This is a genomic window from Alkaliphilus sp. B6464, assembly GCF_018141165.1.
GTDB lineage: Bacteria > Bacillota > Clostridia > Peptostreptococcales > Natronincolaceae > Alkaliphilus_B.
Genome location: NZ_CP058557.1, coordinates 2,100,690 through 2,122,689, shown reverse-complemented (window position 1 = coordinate 2,122,689; position 22,000 = coordinate 2,100,690). Strand labels below are relative to the sequence as shown.

Genomic DNA, 22,000 nt, shown 5'->3' with positions numbered 1-22,000 from the left:
AAAGAGTAGAGGAGGAAACATTATGGGATTAACTCATCAGTCCTGTGGAAAAGCAGTGCTAAGCGAAAAATTTAATATTAAATTAGGTAGTGATGACGAATTAGTAATTGCATTAGCAGGCAACCCAAATGTGGGAAAAAGTACAGTATTTAATGCCTTAACTGGACTTAACCAACATACAGGCAACTGGCCTGGAAAAACAGTAGCAAATGCTAGGGGGAATTATACTCATAAGGATAAAAAATTTGTTCTTGTCGATCTGCCTGGCACCTATTCACTATTAGCTAATTCAGTGGAGGAGCAAGTTGCAAGGGATTTTATATGCTTTGGTCAACCCAATGCTACCATAGTTGTTACTGATGCCACTTGCCTTGAAAGAAACTTAAATCTAGTTATGCAAGTAATGGAACTAACAGATAAGGTTGTTTTATGTGTAAATCTTATGGATGAGGCTAAAAGGAAGGGCATTACAGTAAATATACAAGGATTAGAAGAAAAACTCGGGATTCCTGTAGTAGCTACTACAGCAAGAAATGGATCGGGTCTAAATGAACTAATGGATAGAACTTACAATATTGCCTTAGGAATTGAAAACACATTTCCTAAAACAATTGAATATCCCCGGGAAGTAGAAGAAGAAATTGATAAACTTTCTGAAAGATTGCAAAATATTTTAAAAGATAAATTAAATAGCAGATGGGTAGCGCTAAGATTAATTGAAGGAGATACAACAATACTAGATTCAATTGGCAAATTTTTATTCGACTATAATACACAATCTATAGAAAAAGAGGAGGCTTGTATATATGAGTACTAATCGAGACCTTAATCGATATAATGCATTAAAAACTTTGCAAAATGAAATGTATAATGAAAAACAACATGAATTAAAAGATACTATCGTTAGCAGCATATATATACAAGCGGAAAGTATAGCTAAAAATGTAGTATCCAAGGAAAACCATAAAAAGGTTGATTGGGATAAAAAACTAGATGATATCCTTACTTCAAAGTATACAGGTTTCCCAATAATGTTTTTACTATTGGGGCTTGTATTTTGGTTAACAATAGTTGGATCTAATTATCCTTCTAAAATGCTTTCAGATATGTTCTTTGGAATAGAAGCACATCTAACCAACTGGTTTATGGCGGCAAATGCCCCAGAATGGCTTCACGGAATATTAATATTGGGTGTATATAGGACTCTGGCTTGGGTTATATCCGTAATGCTACCCCCAATGGCAATCTTTTTCCCTTGTTTTACACTGCTAGAAGATCTAGGCTATCTGCCCCGTATAGCATTTAACTTAGACAGATTATTTAAAAAAGCTGGTGCCCACGGAAAGCAATCTCTCACTATGAGCATGGGGTTTGGATGTAACGCTGCAGGCGTAATTGCCTGTAGAATTATTGAGTCTCCTAGGGAAAGACTCATTGCAATGCTTACAAATAATTTTGTTCCATGTAATGGCCGTTTTCCAACATTAATAGCTCTATCAACTATTATTGTTGGCGGTTTCGTTACCAGTCAATTTAGCACTTTAGCCGCATCTTTTTTTGTATCAGTTCTAGTTTTATTTGGTATCGCAATAACATTATTAGTATCTTGGTTACTTTCTAAAACTCTTTTAAAGGGTGTACCATCTTCATTTACTTTAGAACTTCCACCCTATAGAAAACCGCAATTGGGTAGAATAGTATATCAATCTCTTATCGATAGAACAATATTTGTACTAGGTAGAGCAGTAGCGGTTGCGGCTCCAGCAGGATTAGTGATTTGGTTACTAGCTAATATAAGTATTGGAGGACAAAGCATATTAAACCATAGTGCCACTTTTCTTGAACCCTTTGCAAATTTAATTGGCTTAGATGGCTTTATAATAATGGCATTTATTTTAGGATTTCCAGCAAATGAAATAGTCCTCCCTATTTTAATAATGAGCTATATGACAGAAGGAGCAATGCTCGAGCTAGATAGCATTCAAGCCATGAAGGAACTTTTCTTCGCCAATGGATGGACCTGGTTAACAGCATTAAACTTTATGCTATTTTCATTACTTCACTTTCCCTGCGGTACCACAGTTTGGACCATAAAAAAAGAAAGTGGTAGCATGAAATGGGCCTTATTTGGTACAGTAATGCCAACTGCTATTGCAATAATCCTTTTATTCGTAATAACCCAATCTACTAGATTATTAGGATTAGTTTAGTATAATACATAAAATGATGAGATTTCTAAATCTCATCATTTTTTATTATTGTAATAATTATTAGATTTTCTAGAAAAAGAACTATATCTCTTTGCATTTTACTTATGTATCTACTATTTTTCCATAGATTTATTTTCAATACTTTCTATACGCTTTTTAATAACACTTCCTCAAAACCAAGTTTTAAGATACTTAAGGATTCTCCTTTATTTTTACGAGACTCAAGTTATAAATATATTTTACTCTATAGCACACATTGGATACATCTCGATATAATGTAGTGTAAAACCGCATAGGAGACCAAAAAGTATTAGATCTATATGTAAGTTTTATAAAACTTTAATAGGAGGTATAATAATGATGAAATCTTCATATAAAAACTACGACGATGAACAATATTACCAGGATGACCGATGTCATTGCCCTCGTCCCCCTGAAGAGAACTCTCAAACACATGACCATGAATTTTTAGGTAGTGTTAAATTAGCAGAAGAAGGTGACGATCGTCATAACCATCGCCTTGCTGGTGTTACAAGTGAAGTAATTCCATTGCCAGGCGGTAATCATAAACATGGGTTATTTACAAACACTGATTTCTTCATGAATCACCACCACGAACTTGCGGCTGAAACTGGCCCTGCTATTAATGTAGGTGGTGGTAAACACGTGCATCTTGTTACAGCAAGAACTACAATGGATGATGGTCATTTCCATGAAACTACCTTTACCACATTAATTGAAGATCCTTTATCACCTTTAGCGTAAGAGATTATTGAGACAATTTGTCGTTACTAGGCAAATTGCCTTTTTGTAGATATCCTGTCTTAGGAGATTGTGTCTAAGGTTTTACTAGAGTTGTTTCTTCAGTTGTTTTTCCAACAGGAGTTCTAATTCTTTCATTTATTGGTATCTTCGAAGTATGACAGTCGACTAACCCAATAATAACTACTAGTAAAATAGTAAGAAACCTGAGTGTTTTTTCCATGCTCCCATATACATTCTCCTCTCATATATTATGGATAATATTACTGATACTTTAATATTTTGTTATATAGCATATAATTTATACGTTGGAATGTTTTAAAAACTAAAAAACAACTAGGCTAACTAAAGGTTAGCTTAGTTGCACTATATATTATGAAATGATCTACAAATTGTGATATCGCAATCACGAGTCATTTGGCAACTATCAGTAAATTGGACATAATCCTACATGAGTAATGGATTAAAAGTTATATTACACTCTCAATAGCATTCGAATTCCCATATCGTATTAAAAATTACTGGAAGATATTATAACACTTTCAATTGCATCAGCAGCTTTCGAAGCACCACCGGCCTTTTTAAAGGTGCTGGCTAACTTTTCTGCATTTTGCTTATATAACTTATTATTGAACACCTCATAAACTGCTTCTTTTATAAGCTTTGATTTATTTCCATTAAGTTTAATACCTGCACCAAGCTCCTCTGCACGGGCAGCAACGAGCCTTTGTTCGGAATGTTGAGGAAAAAGCACCATTGGCACGCCGCAGTATATGCTTTCATTAACACTATTCATTCCGCAGTGCGTAATAAAAGCATCTGCATTCTTAAGGACTTGGATTTGAGATACTCTTGTCTTTATATCAAAATTATTTGGTATTATTCCCAACGATGATATATCTGTTTTATCACCTACTGACATAATAACATCGAAATTACAATCGTTCAGAGCTTCAATGCAATTTTTATAAAACAATCCATTTTTATTCAGAACGGTTCCCAGAGAAATATATATAATCGGATTTTGTTTTGGTGCAACATCTACATCAACATCTGCAATTGATGGCCCAACAAATGTATATTTGTCCGAAAATGTTTCTGACATAGGTTGGAATTCTTTCGATGTATAAACAATAGTATTCGTATCATTATCATTTTGTATAATCTTAAAAAAATCATCCACATCATAACCATGTTCTTTTAACATTCGCATTTTTGCATTGATTCTCGGCATTCCTGTAAGCATACGAAACGTCTCTTTCAATCCCGGTTTCATCATCTTTGCTGTATATTGATTAAAAGCAAAGGTAGTTGTTGAACAAACAAATGGAATCTTAAGCTTTATAGAGAAAAGTTTGCCCCAAAAACATATCGAATCTGAAACAACGCAGTCCGGACTGAATTCTTTTAGTGCTGAACAAACTGCTTTATCAAGACTAATTGTAGTATCAGCGACCATTTCGATCAGTGCTGCAAAATCTTTCCCAACCTTTTTATCAATATCTATGGGTGTTGGAGGAAGAAAAGGGTCACACGAAATATATTTAGCTCCTGCTGATTCTATTTTTTCTCTAAATTCTTCAAATGAGTAGTACCACACCTCATGTCCCCTTAATGTCAATTCTCGAACCACTTCTATTGTAGGATTAGTATGTCCGTGTGCAGGAATACAAAAAAACACGATCTTACTCATAGTCATCCTCCATTTCGGATAGATCCCCCTCAAAAACTGTTTCCGCCAGTTTTGCGAACATTGACTTTGGCGGAATAGCAATTCCTTTCTTTTTATCGGCAAGTACAATAATTGTATCACCTGGCTTGATATCAAAAATGTCACGAGCTTTCTTTGGTATAACAAATTGTCCTTTTTCCCCTATCTTGACAGCCCATGCATATTTATCATTGTGTTGTTTCATTTTCAATGCTCTCCTTTCAGTATGAAAAGTATGAATTATATAACTATATTATATTTTCACTAAATACAAAAGTCAATTAAAAATAAAAAAGTTGCAAGTACATATAATACTTACAACAGACAAAATATAAAATTTATTCATTCTGTACAACTCATTAACACACAGAAGGTTGTTTTTTGATCTAGTATAACATACAACTGTGGGTTTTATCCTATTCCTACTGATCTTGTTGTCATGTTACCGCCAATTTTAATTTGTTCATGTACAAGTGAATTGTTCTTATCTTCAGTAATATTATTCGTAAAACCCAATTCTTCAGCTATTTCAAGTCTCATTTCATTTAATGCCTTCTTACAGATGGTATTTATATCCACGTAAAAGAAGATATAAAAATGTAAACTACTTACCTTTAACTTATGAAATAATTTCTAGCTTAGGGCTTAGTAGCAAATGGGATCCAACTATTCGATTTAAATTAACTGTAAAGTATAAACCAGGGTAGAGCTTAAGCTCTACCCTAATTCTGTTAACCCATCTTTTTAGAAGAAGAAGAATCCTTCACGTCCACATCCACAAAATAGCACAACAAGTAATAGGAAGAAGAAAAGTAAACTATCTCCTGATTCTACAAAAATACCACAGTTACAGAAAATTATAACCAAGATCAAGAAGAAGAAAAGCATACTACTTTGATTTCCAAAGAAACCACCTTTTTTAGCAATTTCAGACATATATCACACCTGCCTTTTTACTTTAATTACCACTAAGTATAGAACTTTTTTCTTTCTGCTCTAAAATTTTAGTAGCTATAATATATTATGAAATTTCATATAAACTGTGATATCTTTAATACAAAATAAATAAAAAAGAGAGTAGAGCCTAAGCCCTACCCTAATTCTGTTAAGCTTCTTTTTAGAAGAATAAGAATCCTTCACGTCCGCATCCGCAAAATAGTACAACAAGTAATAGGAAGAAGAAAAGCAAACTATCTCCTGATTCTCTAAAAAGGCCACAGTTACAGAAAATTATAACCAAGATCAAGAAGAAGAAAAGTAAGCTACTTCGATTTCCAAAAAAACCACCAAAACCTCCACCTTTTTTAGCAATTTCAGACATATATCACACCTACCTTCTTTTATTTTAAATGCTACTAAATACACAACTTAATTTATCTTTTAGGAGTATACTTAGCTGTAATATATATTATGAAATTTCGTATAAATTGTTCTATATTTTATGTTGAAAATAAAAAAGAGTAAAGCCTAAGCTCTACCCTAATCACATTTCTTTTGTCTTTTACAATTACAGAACTAGCATCCACACCCGCATCTACGTTCACGTCCAAATAGTCCAAATACAAAACATATTATAATAATTATAAAGATGAAGGAAATGAAACCGCCTCCGAAAAAACCACCACAACCACAGCCTCCAAATAAACCCTTATTTTCAACGTTTTGACTCATATGTTACACCACCTTTTCAATTTCAATTGCTACTATGTATACAGCCTTTCTTTCTGTTTTAAAATTATTAGTAGCTTTAATATATATTATGAAATGACCTATAGATTGTGATATATCTGGATAAAAATAAAAAAGATAGAGCCTAAGCTTCTAGTGTTGCGTCAAAGAAATAATTACAGATTGACATTGGAAATAATTTAACAATAAAAAAAGAACCTCTTTGTGGTTTAATGGTTTTGTCCAGAAACCAAACACAAGGAGGTTCTTTTTTATGATATATAATGATATCTTGTTGTAGTCCCATCTGCAAAAACCCCGGAGTCACTTGCATTATTTTAGCAGCTACTATAACAGGTGTCTTTGCTGGCCTTTGTTCTTCAAGCTATTGTAGCGTCATATTTTCACCTCTACTCATCTATTTTGCTTTTGTCCTGTTCTTCTTTAGTTAATTTTTCTAATTCCTCATATATTTTTTTCTCATATGCTTTAAAAACACATTCTGTAAATTTTTTCTTTGCTCCGTCTATAGCTTCTGGGTTAACGATAGCGACTTTTAATTTTTTTCTTTCATAACCTAATCCTCCTTTATTAGCCCACTAATCGTTCTACTTCCCACAATGGTATTCTTCTTACAGTACTAACTTTTACTGTAGCTATTTCTCCCCTTTCAACCATACGAAATATAGTTGAGTAACTTACGCTTAGCATTTCAGCTACTTCTTTTAATTTATAGGCTAGTTTTTGCATAATCAACCTATCTTCCATAAATTAATTTGGGAAATTTCTGATAATAATTTTGATATTTTTCTAATACCTCATAGGATTCATTTTGAACAATTTTATTTTAATAGCTGGATTTGTTCATATTGACAATAATTTGATATATATCAATCCTTTTTTATATATTTTTGCAAGATATCGTATTCATATGATAAATGAAAATTCGCTTTTGATTACCAAAAAAACTTCTACTGATTTAATGAAAAATGGAACAATTAGAGTGTCTTCAATATCTAATAGTATATACTACGATGTAGAAAATATCTAAAATAGTAGCAATGATTTAAGCCCTTAGGGGCTTTTATTTTTATCTAATTATCACTCCCCAAAACATTAAATTTAGTTGTTAAAATTCTTCAAAAACAAAATCAGGGTAAAGCCAAGCTCTACCCCAATTCTGTTAATCTTCTTTTTAGAAGAATAAGAATCCTTCACGTCCGCATCCACAAAATAGTACAACAAGTAATAGGAAGAAGAATAATAAGCTATCTCCTGATCCTTTAAAAATACCACTGTTACAGAAAATTATCACTAAGATCAAGAAGAAGAAAAGTAAGCTACTTCGATTTCCAAAAAAACCACCAAAACCTCTATCACATCCGCCCATGTATTACACCTACCTTTTTTTATTTTAAGTACTGCTAAATACACAACTTAATTTACCTTTTAGGACTATACTTAGTTGTAATACATACTATGCAATTTCATATAAACTGTTCTATATTTCATGTTGAAAATAAAAAAAGGTATAGCCTAAGCTCTACCCTAATTATGTTCCCTTTATCTTTTTCAATTAAAAAACTTACGTCAATACGCACAACATAATATAAATAATTAAGAAGATAAAAGAAAACATATATTTTACTACCTTTCGAAACTGAGTGAGGTGTGATATATAATTGGCTTCATCTTTGTTTGCAATATATATGGCTTTCTTTTAATCCTGTAGGACCTACTGCTCCTGGATCACTTCCACCATGGCCTGGGTCTATAACTACTATATATTTTTGCATAACTTCACCTGCTTTCTAGAATTAAAAAGAACCTGGGTTAACCAAGTTCTTTTTTTGTAAAATTAAACCTATTCTCTTCTTGTTAAATAAAATATAGGTATTAGATAATGTTAATTTTAATTTTAATACCTTTTTGCCATGCCAACAGACTTTGGTGCTGAATAATCAAATCCAAACTTTTTGTATAATCTATCAGCTGGAACATCAGCAATTAGGCTTACATAGGAGCCTTTTGGTGCGTGATTATCTAGATATTTAGTTATTTCTGACATAATTAAATTACCGAATCCATTACCCTGATAAGAAGGAGCAACAGCGATATCTACTATATGATAAAGGCATCCTCCATCTCCTATAATTCTTCCCATACCAATTAATTTATCAGAATCTCTTAAAGTAATCATAAAAATAGAATTTTTCAATCCTATTTCTGATGCTGCTTCATCCTTAGGACTCAATCCTGCAATTATCCTTAAATTATTATACTCTTTTGAATTTGGAATTTCATATGAAATATCTATATTCAAGTTAAATCTCCTTCCCCTCTTTTCTTTTGCTTCACATAATAAATTATACTTATTAATCCATGAAAATAAAAGGGCCAAGCCCTAAAAATTTATATGTGTTTGCCCTACGACTGTAAGAAGGGCATAAAAAGCTCTTCTAGGTGTTAATTGTGTCGTATAAATTTCCTATTCTGCAATAAACATACACATCAGCGAACTCATCTACTACATCAGCTGGAGCCCATTCCCAATACTTACATTCAAAACAGTGATATTTGTATGATTTTTCTACATAACGGTGTTCCACTAAAGGACTCATATGATATATCCTCCACATTCTTAGTCTCCTTTATATCATATATTAACCCATAGTCTTTATGCCATATCTTCCATAAAATTTTTTCAGTTTTGCATCTAGTACATAAAAGAGGATTCCTAGCAAAATTCTCTATAATCCTTTCTTTCCAAGACTTTTTCTTTTCTAATTCTTGTTTTTTATCTTTAAGTAACTTTTCTATAGACATTTGTTTAATAAAATTGTACAAATGAACTATTTGCTTAGATATTTTATTTCTTCTTCGAGAGTATAATCCATACCTTCTATAATGTAATCCCTCTAGCTGTTGTAATCTTGCATCAATCTTTTGTATAGTCCTAATAGTATTCTTTAATCTTTCTTCCTCTAGGTAAATCATACTGTCCAATTGCATAGTTTCCACTAGCACACCCTCTAATTGTCTTGGAGTTATCCCTACTCCTTTATCTTTAGAATAATCTATAGCAGCTATATCTACTGGACCTCTTAACTCCTTGGCTAAAAGCTTTTGATTTTGTTTTAATTGTTCTATTCTATCCTCAATTATTTCCTTTTCTAATTGTAGATCCTTATATGTTTTTATCCCTAGCATCTTATGCCCCCTTTTTAATTTATCTGTACAGAAACCTTAGATTATCACATAAAAAATACCGCTTATTCATTTCTGAATAATACGGTATTAAGATAAAATATTTATATTTCATGATGAATATCTATATAATTTAAAGTCCTACTTTGCTATTTTAGTTAAGCTTTAATCTTTGACTTTAGTTTTAATACTAGAGATACTATAAAGCATAGAATACTTGGTAGCAAAAATATGAAACCATGAATATAGTAATAAACGTACAATGGTGTAGAACCATAGGTATAAGCCGTATTTGTATTATAATCATAGGTTATATACACTAAACCACCTAAAAAGCATATCAATAATACTGTGCCAATACCAAATAAAATTTTTGATAAATTTGCTTTCATTATCTCATACCCCTTTGCGAATTACTATCTACTTACCTATTAACAAAATTATACTGTATTTCTATATTATTATAGTAAATTCTTGATTTTTCAATACCGTATTATTCAGTTTTTAAAGAACATTATTATTTTAAATTTTAATAGTTACATCGCTATTTCTCATAATGTACAGCTTGTTTCTTTCTAATCGTTTTAATAAATAATTCTACAGTATATGGATAAGGCTGTAGGTTGAGATATGATCGATAAAAATCCAGTTGACTATGCTACATCTCCTGATATGGTTGAAAAAACAAAAGAGGGTCCAGTGTTAGAAGGACCAAAAACCGAATCTTCAAAAGACACAGTAGCTATGACAAACGATCTACTGGATAAACTAAAGCAAATAGATAAAGAATATAAAAAACACAAATTAAAAACCGGAATAGAGTTAGATTTTGTATGTAGCTGGGAAGATGGTAGACCACTAAGACATTCCCATGCAACTATATTATTTGAGTTAGGTGCATCTAGCCAGGAAATATCTAAAAGACTAAGACATTCAAGAGTAAGTACAACGGATGATATTTATATTCATGTAAAAGAAGATATAAAAAAATCTACTGCTGATTTATTCAACCAAGCAGTAGAAAAAATAAAATAATATTTTTGTATTTATTTGGAGGCGACACCCAGATTTGAACTGGGGAATAAAGGTTTTGCAGTTCTTAGAAGCCTTAAAACATGACTAAATATTATGTAATATTTTATACCAAACGCAGTAAAATACACGTTTGTTTATTTATATGCTTTTCTATTGTAAATTATAAAATACTATTTAAAAGAGTAAAAGGACACTTTTAGGACACCTTTTTTAAGATAGTTATATTTTATAGGTTTATATGTAAAATGGGAAGTTTGTGGGAATAAAAAAAGGTGATAATCTACAAAAGACTATCACCTTTTCCTACTTTAACATTCCGATAAACATAGCACTCTGCTGAAAAATATTTCTAGCATACTCTTTTAGCAACTCATTTTCTTTTCTCAATTTCCAATTCTAATTTTCTTCTTTCGATTGGAGAGAATCTTTCTTCTTTCTAGTCTTACACCTTCTAGTTCAGCAATATGTTGGCGACTAAACCTTATGGCTGGGATACCTTTACAAGGTGTTATAACTCCTTCATTTCTATACTTAGTTATAGTAGCAACATCAACTTGCCACTTTTCAGCCAAATCTTTTTGAGTTAATAGTTTATCCATTTAATTGTCTCCTTTGTTCTATGATTCATCTAATTTTCAATTTCTTTTTTCATATACCGAATAAATTTATCTGTATTAATGTAACCCGAATGGAAACTTGTCTTATGTTGTTCTATTTGACATCAGTCAATTTTATTTCGAGATCCTTTACTTTTTCTTTATACAATTTTTCCTCCATTAACTCTATAAGCATTAATGTTAATTTGTCTCTTGCAGCTGGTATTGCTTCTGGATTTACAATCTCTACTTTTATTTTACTCATTATCGCACCCCTTTTTACTCTTTAGTATTAATTAGATTTAGTCCTTTTTCGGTTATAGCTATAGATCTTGGACTGCCTTCTACTTTGGTAATATATCCTTCATGCTCTAAAGCAGTAAGGTATCCATGTACCGTGCTGCTTGATTTTACTCCTACTAAATCTCTAATATTCCTTACAGTTGGGTTCTCTACTTTAAAAGTCCTAAGCTCCCCTTTGTCTACGTCTAAGGCTTTTATAGTTTCACTATCCGTTTTAAGTACCTGGATTCTTCTTTGAGTTATTTCTAAACCTTTCATATACATTTATCTCTCAGTATAGAATGGAGTTCAATTCCCTATTGCGAATCTTATAATAATATTACGTAAATATGTAGTTTTTTTAAAATCATTTAAATTTATTTAAGTCTATATCCCAGTTTTCTACATTGTATGCTTTGGGATGAAATTTATCATGTTCTCCTTTGTACATCATATAACTAATCTCAGCAGTCCATTGCTCATTGTTTTTAAGTCGTCCTATGTTAAATGCAAATTTATCTTGATAATATACTTCTCCACTTTTATTAGCAGCTTTACCTTCTTCATTCAGTTTCATAACATAGTGGAATCCTTCATAGTCACCATCCACATGTGTTTCATGAAAAGATTCATTAAATGAATAATATTTTTCTATAATATCATAATCAATATATTCGCAAACTACTTTTAAAACATCGTCTATAGTCAGTTCATTTGACTTCGGAAAATTTATAATAACCTTTGTTATCACACCTTTATCTTCATTACCAGTTGTTACAAGCAATAATGCATCATTATTGTAAATAGTCTCCATTGCATTTACTACTTTAACTTTCTTTCTATATTTTATCCAAAAGCGTTTTGCTTCGCCATACTTTCCATAAAATTTCGGATGCCCTGGAAAAGTAAGTATATCCATGTCAGATAAATTATCTGGAAGTTTTGCATTATTTTCATTTATAATAGTTGCCATAATGTGTGGGCTGCCAATAACAATAACTGAAATGATAATAAATACAGCAATTATTTCTAATGCTGATTTGGATTTCTTTTTCGTTTCGTATGGCATCTGAGTATTGCTTATGTTAGCGTTTGTATAAGTAGGTATGTTCTGTTTCCTGTTAACACGATCAGCTTCACAATACTCGCATATTTTAAGGTATGTTTTCTTCCCGCAATCATAGCAAATGCGCGGCTTATCGCTAATTGTTACCCTACATTTAGGGCATGTAGTTCCAGAAAATATATCTCCACAGTTTTCACATATATTTTTAAATTCTTTTGAGCCACAACTCTTACATCGCATAACATCATCTAGTGTCTTTGTTTCACAATACTCACATATTTTCACATAAATTCCCCCATTATTATTGCTAAAATCAATACTTTTGATTATAACCACAATATAAAAAGCGATAGTCCTAATAGATTATCACTTTTTTATTTCAAAACATCATATTACTGTTGCAATAATCTTGCCTTTGCAGCATTAAACTCTTCTTCTGTAAGTATGCCTTCATCAAATAATGCTTTTAACTTTATAATCTCATCAGATAAACTAGTTGAAGTTACGCTCGATTCTTCAACACTTCCTCCTAAATCCGTAAGTCTTGATAAAGCTGATAGTATATTCTCAGCATCCTTACAAGCTGTTTTATATGGAAGAGAGTCTGATTTTATACTAGTTCCCCAGCCCACTCCTTTTAATAAATTAATATAAAAAGGTTTAAATGAGTCTTTCAAATCAACTCTTATTTCAAATTTTTGGATTACTTTTTTTGTTTGCTTACTACCTATTAATCCTCCAATAATAGCCCCCATGTCACGAGCTATTAAACTTCCAGTAACTACAGATCCTATTCCTCCCTTAGTTATTGTTTCTCCATCCTGTAGTAATTCAAATGCAGCCACATCCTCAAATTTAAATACTATTCTCTTTTTTTCATTAAATGTATCAACGATAACAGCCCAAAGTCTGTTATTTTCATCAATGTAAAAATTATCTGCGATTTGCTGTGTAGTAGAGAATACATTGCTTAGTTCTTCACTTCTTGTGGCTTTATTAACTGCATCTATCATTACTGATAACTCCAGATTTTTAGAATTCATAATCTCTACTGGACTTAAAAAGTATCTGCCATTTGCAAAACAGTGATTACAAGCAACGTGCCCACTTAATTTGTTTTTCCCTTCATGATTATTACAAATTGAGCACATTTCTTTTTTTCCGAATAATCCCATAAAAATCCCCCTTTTCTATCTAAATATAAGATTATTGTACTACATCCTTAATTAGCAAGCAATTAATGAAATATCAATGGTAATTCAAGATAAAGAACATATAAATTTTTTGTAAGATTAATTCTACATTTTCCCAAATCAGAATATTAGATATAGGTTATGAATAAATCTTTTATTCTAATATAGTTTATTATATTTTAAACTCTTTTGCAATGTAGATATTCCAACAGTTTTAAACAAAACTATTTGTTTTATAGTATCTTATTATCGTTTATTGACTTTTTAGAAAATGTCCCCATGGTTAGCAACCAGTAGGCAATGCCAACCGCAACATAAAAAGCGATAGTCTTTAATTAGATTATCGCCCTTTTTTCTATTTCTTATATTCTTCTAGTGCACTTATTCCCTTTTCGGTTATACTTATAGACCTTGGACTACCATCTATCTTAGCTATATATCCTTCCTTTTCTAAACTACTAAGATGTCCATGTACTGTACTACTTGATTTTACTCCTACTAAATCTACAATATTCCTTACAGTTGGACTTATACTATTAGCCTGTATATATTGATGTATTGCTTTTAAAATTCCCATTTGTCTTTCAGTTAACATGATAATTCCCCTTTATACCTTCGCTACTATCAATTAATTTTGTATCTATTGCTGATAGTATGTTATCTATTTTAAAGGTCCTTAATTGTCCCTTACTTATGTCCAAGGCTTTTATTATTTCATTATCCATCTTCAATACCTGGATTCTTCTTTGAGTTATTTCTAAGTCTTTCATATACATAATTTCTATTACTTTATGGTTACTTAATGAGTACTTTAATGATTGATTTACCATGTCATCACTCCAAACGTGTGTTCTTAATTATATATTACCAGAACATCAGTTCCGTGTAAAGAGTAAAAACAGACATAAAAAATAGGGTACAGCCTAAGCCCCACCCTTGATTTAAGCATTCCAAATTACAGCTAAACCGTAGAATATAAACGCTACAGATAAAAATAAAGCTATTAATGAAACTGTCTTTCCTTTTATTTTCGACCAACTGTAATATAATCCTAGTAATATTAACCCAGCTGTTATAGCTAAAGACCCTACACTTATGTTAAAGTTAGTTAAACTCGACATTTTATCCCTCCTCTCTTGTTTGTTAGGAGTATTTTATAAATCAAATTGGGTCTAAATCAATAGTTTTCTTAAAAATTTTCTCAAAAAATAAAAAAATGGTAGAGCCTAAGCCCTACCCTAATATTAAAATAGTTACATATCACGTAGTATGTAACCAAATCGCCCATATCTATTTAATTTGTCAACTACCCTAACATCTTATTCTCTGTATTATCTTTTAATTTCTTTAATGCATCTAGTATACCAGGAGGTAAAGGTACACCCAATAGTGCTATGTTTTCCGTTACACTTATACCTTCATTTGCTGTATAGAATAAAACTGCCATAGTTCTAAAGATGGGATTTTCTATTGCAATAATTAAATCTAACTGATTAGCTACTACGACAACTAAAAATATAGCCATCTTTCTTACAATCCCAACAAATCCTATATCACTATCTAAGTTTTTATCTTTCCATGCTTTCATAAGCCCGGTAATATAGTCTATTACAACCAATAAAACTAATGTCTTTAAGGCTAAATCCCATCCACCCAGAAAATATGTAATCCCTGTTCCTATAAATGCTGCTATACTATTTACTATTGTTTTATCGTCCATTATTTATCTCCTTTCAAATCCTTATGTAGATTCATAAATAAAGTTGCTATTGCCCATACTGGCATAGGTTCTTCTATTTTTTTAATCCATCCTTCCGGATCACTCATTAATTTATTTTCTGCTAGATATTCTATTCCTTCCTTTTTCCATTGTGGTGTATCCATAGATTTATCCTCCTTTTGCATATAATCAATGCCAATATGCTCTAATATTCCTTTTGAAATTCCTATAGCTGCCTTCTCTGAAAATTCATCATTTTTAAATAGTTGTTCCTCCGCAGGATTATTTATAAAACCCACTTCCACTAGGCAAGTTGGTATTTTAGTTTCTCTAACAACTTGCAGACTGTTATATTTAACTCCACGATCTGCTAATCCTATTGCTTGTACTAGATTGTTTTGTATAGAGTGTGCTAGTCTATCTCCTTCTACACCCTGCTTATAAGCATATGTTTCTGTTCCTGTAGCCAAAGGATTACCTGCACTATTTATATGAATAGATACAAAAAAATCAGCTTTAGATTTGTTCGCTATCTTTACACGTTCGTCCAAACTAACCCTTGTATCTCCTACTCTTGTAAATATATTTTCTATGCCATATCGCATTAATATTTCTGCTACCATGCATGCGATTTTAAAAGCTATATGGCTTTCTTTTAATCCTGTAGGTCCTACTGCTCCTGGATCACTTCCACCATGGCCCGGATCTATAACTACTATATATTTCTTCATAAATACACCTTCTTTCTAAAAATAAAAAGAACCTGGATAACCAAGTTCTTTTTTGAAACTATATAGATAATTTGTCTACTAAATATAATATAAGTGTAAGATATGTTAGCATAAAACTAATTCTTTGATATCCTTCACTATCTAGTTTACAGAAACACACCAACCCAACTACTATTAAAACCAGACTAGTTAATATTAAAAGCATATCAATCCCCTCCTCTCTTTTTTAAAGTACAAACATTATAGGTAAAAAAGAAAGGAAGTCAAGCTTTAATTTAAATTTTTTTGAAATAAATTAAAGAAGGGCATAAAAATACACCCTTCTTGGATGTTATTGATGTTGCGTATAAATTTCCATGAAAAAAGCACCCTGACGGATGCTTCATATCTGATTATAATAATACTCTGTCGATTATTGCGATATTTTGTTAAAGGTTTAGGTTAATTCGTGTAGAATTTTGATGTGGGAGCATATTCATTTTATTATCTCCCTATTCTAATGAAAAAGCGAGGTGATATTATGGGAACCGATAAAAGACCAGCACCACAAACGCCAAGACCAACGCCACCAAGTCCAACCCCTAGAATACCAGAGACAAGAGATGTACCTAATTCAGTATCTCCACCAAGACCTGTTCCTCCACCACCTCCTAAGAAGTAGCTTGACTTTCTAATATTTTTTCTTCATTCCATTTGTAATATTCACTCATGTCGTAATCTTTGATTACGACATTTTTCTCTATGTCTATATAAGTACCAATCACTTTAGTAAACAATCGATCTATATCAAAATCATCGTGTTCATAAAAACTTTTGTCAATCCCCAATACAATCGACATATCTTCATTTAGAGTTGAATATTCATAGGCAAATCCTTTATAAGACTGTCCATCTTGAATAACTTCTAGAAATCTACATTCGTTTTTTTCTATAAGAAATTTTTGCCAACAATTTTTTGTAGAAGAAGGCATCTTATTGCGCATTCCTCGTAAATAATCTATGAACATTGTCCATAATTTATTTAAATATTCCCTTGAGACTCCCAAAGCAAAAGAAGTAAACAAAACAGCTAAAGTAAAGCGCAAAAGAAAAAAGAAATCATCAAATTTTTCAATAAAGCTCTCCAAAGTAACTATGTGGTATGCCAAGGCGAAAAACATCCCATTAATAAATAATATAGGGAAACTGAGCATTACTCCGTTAATTGTAACTTTAAAGTCTGAATGACTTGGTTTAGATGGACAATCTAACTCATGTGCAATTTTTTCAGAGAGCATTCCAGGTAATATAAACAACAAAATAATTATTATATTTGAAACCTCCATTAATATCAGCCCCTTTCATTTCCATTATACTCCAGTATATATTAATATAAAAGATTACCTTTTATGACACAGCATTCTTATTACTGTGTTTCACTAATTCCCTATCGTCTAAATAAAAAAACCTTCTAGAGTTAAATTTCTAATGCGTCTTGTACTGCTTCACGAAGATTAAATAACTTCGGTACTTCGTCATATTCCATTTTCTCCGCTAAAATCAAAATTACATAACTTCTTACAATCGCTGAATTTGGTTTAAATGTCATAATTACCAGCTCCTTTATAAATTTTATTATATTTTTTATTGTTCTAAACATTGCTCTACAACTTCTTTTAAATTAAAGAGCTTAGGAACTTCCATAGTTATCATCTTGACCACCCTTTCTAAGCTCCGTATTTAATCGCCATTTCTTTTACTATCGTTATGTAGATTTCTCTAAGTCGCGCATCATTTTCTAGCACATCTAAAAGGCATAATGCTTCGACTTTTCTTATCGTTGCATCAGATACACCGAGAATCTCTGCAAATTCTTTAACTGTGTAGATTCTTGGATTCATTTTGTTAATGCCCCCCTCCAATTTATTTTCTAAACTGCTTTCTTTGAAAAAAACACATCTGGTACAGTAGAATTTAAAGCTTCTGCTATTTTTTCCATAGATTCTTTAGATGGATTAGTTCGGCGATTGTTTTCAAGGTTTGATATGTAACCTGCTGTTAATCCTGTAATCTCTGCAATATCGTATATAGACAATCCTAATTGTAGTCTTATACTTTTAATTTCGTTCATGTTTTCACCTCCTGTTGTTGTCTGTGAGTATATGGTATCATTGACTAACAGAAAACAAAAGTGGTATTGTAGTCTGTTAGACAACGTATAAGTGAAATATCATTGTCTTACAAACAATTACTCTTTTTTTCTTAATATATCTATTGACTTTATAGTCTAGTAGAGTATAATATAATCTAGTAGAATACATTTAGAATATAAAGGAGTGTTTTGTGTGATAGGGGAAAATTTACGTAAAATTAGGGAAAGTAAAAGCTTAGGAGTAAATCAGTTGTCCAGAATGTCAGGGATTAATGCAAGTTATATTAGTAATTTAGAAAACAACAAACGTAAGAACCCTTCAATAGAAACACTTCAAAAAATAGCAGACGCCTTAGAAGTTTCAGTTTATGATTTCTTTAAAGATAATATTAATAATAAAAATGTAAATAAAAATGAAAAAACTATAGAAAGTGATTTGCCTATAGTACCAGAAGAGTTCACAGACGCTGACGAAGCACGTGCATATGTAGATAAACATCAAATATTTGGCTCTGATGGATTTGACGCAGATAGATTAGATGATGTTGAAATTTTAGAATTTGCTAATGCTCTGCTAGAACAAATGCGAATGGTTAGCTATAAGTACAAGAAGTAGACATTCAAAGGGGGAATGTTAAATGCAGCAAATTAATGAAGTGGTTATTGGTCTGTTGGACACCTACGACACAACTTGTCCCTATAAACTATGTACTTTATTAGGAATAGACATTGTAAAATTGGAAAGAACTGACCCTATACTCTGTAGGAATAATAGTATTTATATTAGAAATTATCTAGAAACAGAGACAATATTTATAAGAAATGATTTAGCAGAAGAAAGTGAAAAATTCTACATAAGACATGAATTAGGACATGCCATATTACATCCTAATATCCGAAATTCATATAATACGCACTTGCTAAATAGATATAAACTAGAGAAACAAGCTAATTATTTTGCTCTCAAATTGAGTAACATAGAATTTGATGGAATAGAATTAAATAATATGACTTTAGAACAAATAGCCAGTTGTGTAGGTATCCCGCATACTGTATTAAAGCAACTTGCTAATTTTTAAAATATTTTTCAAGAACTTATGTTCTTATTTCTTGGAAAGGAGGTGAAAATAATGTCAGTAAGAAAAGTTGGAGATGGGTACAAAGCTGAAGTATTCTTAGGTATTAATTCATCAACAGGAAAAAAGATAAGAAAAACTAAAACATTTAAAAAACAAAAAGATGCAAAGGATTGGGAGCGAGATATTCTTCAAGCCTATAAGACTGGAAATTTAAGTTTAAATGGAGATATTAAATTATCCGAGTATCTTGAATACTGGTATGATACTTATGTAATAGCTAACACAAAGTACAATACTCAAAAGCGCTATAGAACTCTCATAAATTGCGTTAAAGAACATTTAGGACATATTACATTAGACAAGCTAAGAACTCCCATTATAGACCGATTTTATGCGGATCTAAAACTAGAAATGATTATTCTAAAAGATGGCACAACTAAAAGAAGATATATGGATGGAACCATATTAAAAGTTCATAAACTTTTTAGACAAGCTATGGGTAAGGCTGTAGGTTGGGATATGATCGATAAAAATCCAGTTGACTATGCTACATCTCCAGATGATGATAAAAGGAATAAGAATACCTGGAGCTTAAACATAATAAATGATTTTCTTGATTATATAAAAGATGAAAAAATATACTTACCATCTTTCATAGCATTTAATACAGGTCTACGTGAAGGAGAGATTGCAGCATTAAGATTTAAATATGATATAGATTTCAAAGCAGAACTGATAAAAATAAATCATAATATGGTTGAAAAAACAAAAGAGGGCCCAGTGTTAGAAGAACCAAAAACCGAATCTTCAAAAGACACCGTAGCTATGACAAAGGATCTACTGGATAAACTAAAGCAAATAGATAAAGAATATAAAAAATACAAATTAAAAACTGGAATAGAGTTAGAATTTGTATGTAGCTGGGAAGATGGTAGACCACTAAGACCTACCTACATTTCACAGAGATTCTCAGAGCTTGCTAAACGCTTTGCTATAAAGAGAGAAATTGAACCTATAACATTTCATGGCCTAAGACATTCTCACGCAACTATATTATTTGAGTTAGGTGCATCTAGCCAAGAAATATCTAAAAGACTAAGACATTCAAGAGTAAGTACAACGGATGATATTTATATTCATGTAAAAGAAGATATAAAAAAATCTACTGCTGATTTATTCAACCAAGCAGTAGAAAAAATAAAATAATATTTTTGTATTTATTTGGAGGCGACACCCAGATTTGAACTGGGGAATAAAGGTTTTGCAGACCTCTGCCTTACCACTTGGCTATGCCGCCTTATTTGGTGCCCAGAGGCGGAATCGAACCACCGACACGGGGATTTTCAGTCCCCTGCTCTACCGACTGAGCTATCTGGGCTGGTGGGCGCAACAGGACTTGAACCTGTGACCCCCTGCTTGTAAGGCAGGTGCTCTCCCAGCTGAGCTATGCGCCCAAACATGATGACAAAATTAAGTATAACATATTTTGTCACTCACTACAAACCCGATAATAAATAAATTTCATTAATTTTAATAAAATACACTGAGTTTTCATGTTCTTTCTTGTTTTTTTACCGTTTTATAGTATTAATTTTTCTGTATCACTTCATCTAATAACTTTCTTAGTTGTTCTTCATTGAATTGATATTTTTTATTGCAAAAATGGCATACTAACTCTGCCTTTTTATCCTCTTCAGTTATTTCCCTTAAATCCTTTTCACCAATACTTATTAAAACCTGCTCTAATCTTTCTTCGTTGCAATCGCAGATAAAATCAACTTCATAGGACTCTAAAATAGTAGGCTCCATTTCTCCCAAAATATAATCTAACATTTCTTCTGGAGTTGACTTCTTTTCAATAATAGAAGTAATTGGTTCTAGAGATGCAAGCTTATCTTCTAGCTTTGTTAATGTTTCATCATCTATACCAGGTAATACTTGAACTATATATCCACCAGCCGCTTTTATTGTATAGTCTACATCGATTAAAACTCCTAATGCTACACCTGATGGCTGTTGTTCTGAGAATGTAAAATATGCAGCAAAATCTTCAGCTATTTCCCCAGTAACTAGTGGATAGGATCCAACATACGGGTCTCTAAGTCCTAAATCTTTAATAACTGTAATACTTCCATCTTTCCCAACAGCACTTCCTACATCCAGCTTTCCAGGATATAAATTAGTACTTTCTGTATTAGGATGTGAAACATAACCTTTTACATTACCCTTAGAATTCCCTACAACTACAATTGGCCCTAATGGACCTCCGCCGTTAATATTAACGGTTATCTTTTCTTTTTCAGACTTTAACATAAGTCCCATAATCGAAGTAGCTGTTAAAGTTCTACCTAATGCGGCAATAGCTACTGGCGATGTTTCATGAAGCCTATGTACCTTATCTATCATCGCTGTTGTGTTAGCTACAAAAACCCTTATTTTATTAGATGCAGCTGTTGCTCTTATTATTGTACTTTTCACAAATGTCACCTCTTTTTCAATTCTTATCTCGTTATACTCTTGTTTATAGTATATCTATATACAATACAATTTATTATTTTATAAAAAAAACAAGTTGGTAATCCAACCTGTTTTTAGTATTTCACCATGGT

Annotated in this window: 36 protein-coding genes, 3 tRNA genes and 1 pseudogene; 8 read left to right on the top strand and 32 right to left on the bottom strand. The window is 31.7% G+C overall.

Annotation, left to right across the window (positions count from 1 at the left end; translation table 11 throughout):
* The first annotated feature begins 22 nt into the window (after nt 1-22).
* The 3 genes from HYG84_RS10385 (at nt 23) to HYG84_RS10375 (ending at nt 2,975) form a co-directional block, all read left to right on the top strand.
* On the top strand, nt 23-817 hold the full coding sequence (locus tag HYG84_RS10385; protein WP_212376741.1) for a FeoB small GTPase domain-containing protein: 795 nt from the start codon (nt 23-25) through the stop codon (nt 815-817).
* Nucleotides 807-2,210: a ferrous iron transporter B gene (locus HYG84_RS10380; protein ID WP_212376738.1), complete on the top strand. Its 1,404-nt coding sequence runs from the start codon at nt 807-809 to the stop codon at nt 2,208-2,210. The genes HYG84_RS10385 and HYG84_RS10380 overlap by 11 nt, the downstream gene beginning before the upstream one ends.
* A 357-nt stretch (nt 2,211-2,567) precedes the next feature.
* Nucleotides 2,568-2,975 (top strand): YmaF family protein, encoded by a 408-nt coding sequence (locus HYG84_RS10375; protein WP_330655430.1) that lies wholly within the window; start codon nt 2,568-2,570, stop codon nt 2,973-2,975.
* Between the two features lie 73 nt (nt 2,976-3,048).
* Here the strand turns inward: HYG84_RS10375 and HYG84_RS10370 are convergent, their stop codons facing one another.
* From HYG84_RS10370 to HYG84_RS10310, 13 genes and pseudogenes are all read right to left on the bottom strand, one after another.
* On the bottom strand, nt 3,049-3,195 hold the full coding sequence (locus HYG84_RS10370; protein WP_212376735.1) for a hypothetical protein: 147 nt from the start codon (nt 3,193-3,195) through the stop codon (nt 3,049-3,051).
* A gap of 288 nt (nt 3,196-3,483) precedes the next feature.
* Complete coding sequence (locus HYG84_RS10365) at nt 3,484-4,665, bottom strand: macrolide family glycosyltransferase (protein ID WP_212376732.1); 1,182 nt, start codon at nt 4,663-4,665, stop codon at nt 3,484-3,486.
* Complete coding sequence (locus HYG84_RS10360) at nt 4,658-4,888, bottom strand: AbrB/MazE/SpoVT family DNA-binding domain-containing protein (protein ID WP_212376729.1); 231 nt, start codon at nt 4,886-4,888, stop codon at nt 4,658-4,660. The genes HYG84_RS10365 and HYG84_RS10360 overlap by 8 nt, the downstream gene beginning before the upstream one ends.
* Before the next feature lie 206 nt (nt 4,889-5,094).
* Nucleotides 5,095-5,262: a small, acid-soluble spore protein, alpha/beta type gene (locus HYG84_RS10355; protein ID WP_212376727.1), complete on the bottom strand. Its 168-nt coding sequence runs from the start codon at nt 5,260-5,262 to the stop codon at nt 5,095-5,097.
* Between the two features lie 165 nt (nt 5,263-5,427).
* On the bottom strand, nt 5,428-5,619 hold the full coding sequence (locus HYG84_RS10350) for a hypothetical protein (RefSeq protein WP_212376724.1): 192 nt from the start codon (nt 5,617-5,619) through the stop codon (nt 5,428-5,430).
* A gap of 181 nt (nt 5,620-5,800) precedes the next feature.
* Nucleotides 5,801-6,004 (bottom strand): hypothetical protein, encoded by a 204-nt coding sequence (locus HYG84_RS10345; protein WP_212376721.1) that lies wholly within the window; start codon nt 6,002-6,004, stop codon nt 5,801-5,803.
* A gap of 194 nt (nt 6,005-6,198) precedes the next feature.
* The gene (locus tag HYG84_RS10340) at nt 6,199-6,354 is read right to left on the bottom strand and encodes a hypothetical protein (RefSeq protein WP_212376718.1); all 156 of its coding nucleotides are present in this window, start codon (nt 6,352-6,354) and stop codon (nt 6,199-6,201) included.
* A gap of 588 nt (nt 6,355-6,942) precedes the next feature.
* Complete coding sequence (locus HYG84_RS10335) at nt 6,943-7,119, bottom strand: helix-turn-helix domain-containing protein (protein ID WP_212376715.1); 177 nt, start codon at nt 7,117-7,119, stop codon at nt 6,943-6,945.
* Nucleotides 7,120-7,546: 427 nt separating this feature from the next.
* Entirely contained in the window at nt 7,547-7,741 is a 195-nt protein-coding gene (locus HYG84_RS10330; protein ID WP_212376712.1) for a hypothetical protein, read from the bottom strand.
* Between the two features lie 298 nt (nt 7,742-8,039).
* Nucleotides 8,040-8,147: an N-acetylmuramoyl-L-alanine amidase gene (locus HYG84_RS10325; protein ID WP_249168580.1), complete on the bottom strand. Its 108-nt coding sequence runs from the start codon at nt 8,145-8,147 to the stop codon at nt 8,040-8,042.
* Nucleotides 8,148-8,269: 122 nt separating this feature from the next.
* Nucleotides 8,270-8,674 carry a GNAT family N-acetyltransferase gene (locus tag HYG84_RS10320; RefSeq protein WP_212376710.1) on the bottom strand — a complete coding sequence of 135 codons (405 nt, stop codon included), beginning with the start codon at nt 8,672-8,674 and terminating at the stop codon, nt 8,270-8,272.
* Nucleotides 8,675-8,913: 239 nt separating this feature from the next.
* A pseudogene (locus HYG84_RS20870) lies at nt 8,914-9,255 on the bottom strand (IS91 family transposase); the annotation flags it as partial.
* Between the two features lie 461 nt (nt 9,256-9,716).
* Entirely contained in the window at nt 9,717-9,950 is a 234-nt protein-coding gene (locus HYG84_RS10310; protein ID WP_249168579.1) for a hypothetical protein, read from the bottom strand.
* Between the two features lie 238 nt (nt 9,951-10,188).
* Here HYG84_RS10310 and HYG84_RS10305 point away from each other — a divergent pair, with 238 nt between their 5' ends.
* Nucleotides 10,189-10,593: a tyrosine-type recombinase/integrase gene (locus HYG84_RS10305; protein WP_212376704.1), complete on the top strand. Its 405-nt coding sequence runs from the start codon at nt 10,189-10,191 to the stop codon at nt 10,591-10,593.
* A gap of 383 nt (nt 10,594-10,976) precedes the next feature.
* Here the strand turns inward: HYG84_RS10305 and HYG84_RS10300 are convergent, their stop codons facing one another.
* From HYG84_RS10300 to HYG84_RS10250, 11 genes are all read right to left on the bottom strand, one after another.
* Nucleotides 10,977-11,192, bottom strand: coding sequence for a helix-turn-helix domain-containing protein (locus tag HYG84_RS10300; protein WP_330655429.1), 216 nt, complete (start codon nt 11,190-11,192; stop codon nt 10,977-10,979).
* Between the two features lie 112 nt (nt 11,193-11,304).
* Nucleotides 11,305-11,454: a hypothetical protein gene (locus tag HYG84_RS10295; protein ID WP_212376701.1), complete on the bottom strand. Its 150-nt coding sequence runs from the start codon at nt 11,452-11,454 to the stop codon at nt 11,305-11,307.
* A gap of 14 nt (nt 11,455-11,468) precedes the next feature.
* The gene (locus HYG84_RS10290) at nt 11,469-11,750 is read right to left on the bottom strand and encodes a LexA family protein (RefSeq protein ID WP_212376698.1); all 282 of its coding nucleotides are present in this window, start codon (nt 11,748-11,750) and stop codon (nt 11,469-11,471) included.
* An 88-nt stretch (nt 11,751-11,838) separates the two neighbouring features.
* Nucleotides 11,839-12,822, bottom strand: coding sequence for a hypothetical protein (locus HYG84_RS10285; RefSeq protein ID WP_212376695.1), 984 nt, complete (start codon nt 12,820-12,822; stop codon nt 11,839-11,841).
* A 107-nt stretch (nt 12,823-12,929) separates the two neighbouring features.
* Nucleotides 12,930-13,712 carry an SHOCT domain-containing protein gene (locus tag HYG84_RS10280; protein ID WP_212376691.1) on the bottom strand — a complete coding sequence of 261 codons (783 nt, stop codon included), beginning with the start codon at nt 13,710-13,712 and terminating at the stop codon, nt 12,930-12,932.
* A gap of 373 nt (nt 13,713-14,085) precedes the next feature.
* On the bottom strand, nt 14,086-14,325 hold the full coding sequence (locus HYG84_RS10275; protein ID WP_212376688.1) for a LexA family protein: 240 nt from the start codon (nt 14,323-14,325) through the stop codon (nt 14,086-14,088).
* Nucleotides 14,315-14,560 (bottom strand): hypothetical protein, encoded by a 246-nt coding sequence (locus tag HYG84_RS10270; protein WP_212376686.1) that lies wholly within the window; start codon nt 14,558-14,560, stop codon nt 14,315-14,317. The genes HYG84_RS10275 and HYG84_RS10270 overlap by 11 nt, the downstream gene beginning before the upstream one ends.
* A 111-nt stretch (nt 14,561-14,671) precedes the next feature.
* A complete protein-coding gene (locus HYG84_RS10265; RefSeq protein WP_212376683.1) occupies nt 14,672-14,851 on the bottom strand; it encodes a hypothetical protein in 180 nt (59 codons plus the stop codon).
* A 185-nt stretch (nt 14,852-15,036) separates the two neighbouring features.
* Entirely contained in the window at nt 15,037-15,450 is a 414-nt protein-coding gene (locus HYG84_RS10260; RefSeq protein WP_212376681.1) for a phage holin family protein, read from the bottom strand.
* Nucleotides 15,450-16,181, bottom strand: coding sequence for an N-acetylmuramoyl-L-alanine amidase family protein (locus HYG84_RS10255; protein WP_212376678.1), 732 nt, complete (start codon nt 16,179-16,181; stop codon nt 15,450-15,452). Before HYG84_RS10255 ends, HYG84_RS10260 begins: the two co-directional genes overlap by 1 nt.
* Before the next feature lie 58 nt (nt 16,182-16,239).
* Nucleotides 16,240-16,386: a hypothetical protein gene (locus HYG84_RS10250; RefSeq protein WP_212376675.1), complete on the bottom strand. Its 147-nt coding sequence runs from the start codon at nt 16,384-16,386 to the stop codon at nt 16,240-16,242.
* 294 nt (nt 16,387-16,680) lie between these two features.
* On the opposite strand from HYG84_RS10250, the gene HYG84_RS10245 reads away from it, so the two are divergent.
* Entirely contained in the window at nt 16,681-16,842 is a 162-nt protein-coding gene (locus HYG84_RS10245; protein WP_212376672.1) for a hypothetical protein, read from the top strand.
* Here HYG84_RS10245 and HYG84_RS10240 read toward each other — a convergent pair.
* From HYG84_RS10240 to HYG84_RS10230, 4 genes are all read right to left on the bottom strand, one after another.
* Nucleotides 16,832-17,506, bottom strand: a complete 675-nt coding sequence (locus tag HYG84_RS10240) for a hypothetical protein (RefSeq protein WP_212376669.1) — start codon at nt 17,504-17,506, stop codon at nt 16,832-16,834. The genes HYG84_RS10245 and HYG84_RS10240 overlap by 11 nt on opposite strands.
* A 131-nt stretch (nt 17,507-17,637) precedes the next feature.
* Nucleotides 17,638-17,769, bottom strand: a complete 132-nt coding sequence (locus HYG84_RS20525; RefSeq protein WP_256442526.1) for a hypothetical protein — start codon at nt 17,767-17,769, stop codon at nt 17,638-17,640.
* A gap of 118 nt (nt 17,770-17,887) precedes the next feature.
* Nucleotides 17,888-18,061, bottom strand: a complete 174-nt coding sequence (locus HYG84_RS10235; RefSeq protein ID WP_212376666.1) for a hypothetical protein — start codon at nt 18,059-18,061, stop codon at nt 17,888-17,890.
* Between the two features lie 29 nt (nt 18,062-18,090).
* A complete protein-coding gene (locus HYG84_RS10230; RefSeq protein ID WP_212376663.1) occupies nt 18,091-18,291 on the bottom strand; it encodes a helix-turn-helix domain-containing protein in 201 nt (66 codons plus the stop codon).
* 214 nt (nt 18,292-18,505) lie between these two features.
* Between HYG84_RS10230 and HYG84_RS10225 the strand changes: the two genes are divergently transcribed.
* The 3 genes from HYG84_RS10225 to HYG84_RS10215 are packed head-to-tail and all read left to right on the top strand — an operon-like array spanning nt 18,506 to nt 20,597.
* Nucleotides 18,506-18,928, top strand: coding sequence for a helix-turn-helix domain-containing protein (locus HYG84_RS10225; RefSeq protein ID WP_212376660.1), 423 nt, complete (start codon nt 18,506-18,508; stop codon nt 18,926-18,928).
* 22 nt (nt 18,929-18,950) lie between these two features.
* Nucleotides 18,951-19,391, top strand: coding sequence for an ImmA/IrrE family metallo-endopeptidase (locus HYG84_RS10220; RefSeq protein WP_212376657.1), 441 nt, complete (start codon nt 18,951-18,953; stop codon nt 19,389-19,391).
* Nucleotides 19,392-19,442: 51 nt separating this feature from the next.
* On the top strand, nt 19,443-20,597 hold the full coding sequence (locus HYG84_RS10215) for a tyrosine-type recombinase/integrase (RefSeq protein ID WP_212376654.1): 1,155 nt from the start codon (nt 19,443-19,445) through the stop codon (nt 20,595-20,597).
* Nucleotides 20,598-20,613: 16 nt separating this feature from the next.
* On the opposite strand, the gene HYG84_RS10210 is transcribed toward HYG84_RS10215, so the two are convergent.
* The 4 genes from HYG84_RS10210 to hslO all read right to left on the bottom strand — a co-directional run bounded on the left by HYG84_RS10210 (nt 20,614) and on the right by hslO (nt 21,869).
* Nucleotides 20,614-20,688: transfer RNA gene (locus tag HYG84_RS10210), tRNA-Cys, on the bottom strand.
* A gap of 5 nt (nt 20,689-20,693) precedes the next feature.
* Nucleotides 20,694-20,769, bottom strand: a tRNA-Phe gene (locus HYG84_RS10205).
* Nucleotides 20,770-20,845, bottom strand: a tRNA-Val gene (locus HYG84_RS10200).
* A gap of 133 nt (nt 20,846-20,978) precedes the next feature.
* Entirely contained in the window at nt 20,979-21,869 is an 891-nt protein-coding gene (gene hslO, locus HYG84_RS10195; RefSeq protein WP_212376651.1) for an Hsp33 family molecular chaperone HslO, read from the bottom strand.
* Between the last annotated feature and the right edge of the window lie 131 nt (nt 21,870-22,000).

Coding starts and splice junctions, on each gene's coding strand:
- HYG84_RS10385 (WP_212376741.1), top strand. CDS start 23: ATGGGATTAACTCATCAGTCCTGTGGAAAAGCAGTGCTAAGCGAAAAA.
- HYG84_RS10380 (WP_212376738.1), top strand. CDS start 807: ATGAGTACTAATCGAGACCTTAATCGATATAATGCATTAAAAACTTTG.
- HYG84_RS10375 (WP_330655430.1), top strand. CDS start 2,568: ATGATGAAATCTTCATATAAAAACTACGACGATGAACAATATTACCAG.
- HYG84_RS10370 (WP_212376735.1), bottom strand. CDS start 3,195: ATGGAAAAAACACTCAGGTTTCTTACTATTTTACTAGTAGTTATTATT.
- HYG84_RS10365 (WP_212376732.1), bottom strand. CDS start 4,665: ATGAGTAAGATCGTGTTTTTTTGTATTCCTGCACACGGACATACTAAT.
- HYG84_RS10360 (WP_212376729.1), bottom strand. CDS start 4,888: ATGAAACAACACAATGATAAATATGCATGGGCTGTCAAGATAGGGGAA.
- HYG84_RS10350 (WP_212376724.1), bottom strand. CDS start 5,619: ATGTCTGAAATTGCTAAAAAAGGTGGTTTCTTTGGAAATCAAAGTAGT.
- HYG84_RS10345 (WP_212376721.1), bottom strand. CDS start 6,004: ATGTCTGAAATTGCTAAAAAAGGTGGAGGTTTTGGTGGTTTTTTTGGA.
- HYG84_RS10340 (WP_212376718.1), bottom strand. CDS start 6,354: ATGAGTCAAAACGTTGAAAATAAGGGTTTATTTGGAGGCTGTGGTTGT.
- HYG84_RS10335 (WP_212376715.1), bottom strand. CDS start 7,119: ATGGAAGATAGGTTGATTATGCAAAAACTAGCCTATAAATTAAAAGAA.
- HYG84_RS10330 (WP_212376712.1), bottom strand. CDS start 7,741: ATGGGCGGATGTGATAGAGGTTTTGGTGGTTTTTTTGGAAATCGAAGT.
- HYG84_RS10325 (WP_249168580.1), bottom strand. CDS start 8,147: ATGCAAAAATATATAGTAGTTATAGACCCAGGCCATGGTGGAAGTGAT.
- HYG84_RS10310 (WP_249168579.1), bottom strand. CDS start 9,950: ATGAAAGCAAATTTATCAAAAATTTTATTTGGTATTGGCACAGTATTA.
- HYG84_RS10305 (WP_212376704.1), top strand. CDS start 10,189: ATGATCGATAAAAATCCAGTTGACTATGCTACATCTCCTGATATGGTT.
- HYG84_RS10300 (WP_330655429.1), bottom strand. CDS start 11,192: ATGGATAAACTATTAACTCAAAAAGATTTGGCTGAAAAGTGGCAAGTT.
- HYG84_RS10295 (WP_212376701.1), bottom strand. CDS start 11,454: ATGAGTAAAATAAAAGTAGAGATTGTAAATCCAGAAGCAATACCAGCT.
- HYG84_RS10290 (WP_212376698.1), bottom strand. CDS start 11,750: ATGAAAGGTTTAGAAATAACTCAAAGAAGAATCCAGGTACTTAAAACG.
- HYG84_RS10280 (WP_212376691.1), bottom strand. CDS start 13,712: ATGGGATTATTCGGAAAAAAAGAAATGTGCTCAATTTGTAATAATCAT.
- HYG84_RS10275 (WP_212376688.1), bottom strand. CDS start 14,325: ATGTTAACTGAAAGACAAATGGGAATTTTAAAAGCAATACATCAATAT.
- HYG84_RS10270 (WP_212376686.1), bottom strand. CDS start 14,560: ATGGTAAATCAATCATTAAAGTACTCATTAAGTAACCATAAAGTAATA.
- HYG84_RS10265 (WP_212376683.1), bottom strand. CDS start 14,851: ATGTCGAGTTTAACTAACTTTAACATAAGTGTAGGGTCTTTAGCTATA.
- HYG84_RS10260 (WP_212376681.1), bottom strand. CDS start 15,450: ATGGACGATAAAACAATAGTAAATAGTATAGCAGCATTTATAGGAACA.
- HYG84_RS10255 (WP_212376678.1), bottom strand. CDS start 16,181: ATGAAGAAATATATAGTAGTTATAGATCCGGGCCATGGTGGAAGTGAT.
- HYG84_RS10250 (WP_212376675.1), bottom strand. CDS start 16,386: ATGCTTTTAATATTAACTAGTCTGGTTTTAATAGTAGTTGGGTTGGTG.
- HYG84_RS10245 (WP_212376672.1), top strand. CDS start 16,681: ATGAAAAAGCGAGGTGATATTATGGGAACCGATAAAAGACCAGCACCA.
- HYG84_RS10240 (WP_212376669.1), bottom strand. CDS start 17,506: ATGGAGGTTTCAAATATAATAATTATTTTGTTGTTTATATTACCTGGA.
- HYG84_RS20525 (WP_256442526.1), bottom strand. CDS start 17,769: ATGACATTTAAACCAAATTCAGCGATTGTAAGAAGTTATGTAATTTTG.
- HYG84_RS10235 (WP_212376666.1), bottom strand. CDS start 18,061: ATGAATCCAAGAATCTACACAGTTAAAGAATTTGCAGAGATTCTCGGT.
- HYG84_RS10230 (WP_212376663.1), bottom strand. CDS start 18,291: ATGAACGAAATTAAAAGTATAAGACTACAATTAGGATTGTCTATATAC.
- HYG84_RS10220 (WP_212376657.1), top strand. CDS start 18,951: ATGCAGCAAATTAATGAAGTGGTTATTGGTCTGTTGGACACCTACGAC.
- HYG84_RS10215 (WP_212376654.1), top strand. CDS start 19,443: ATGTCAGTAAGAAAAGTTGGAGATGGGTACAAAGCTGAAGTATTCTTA.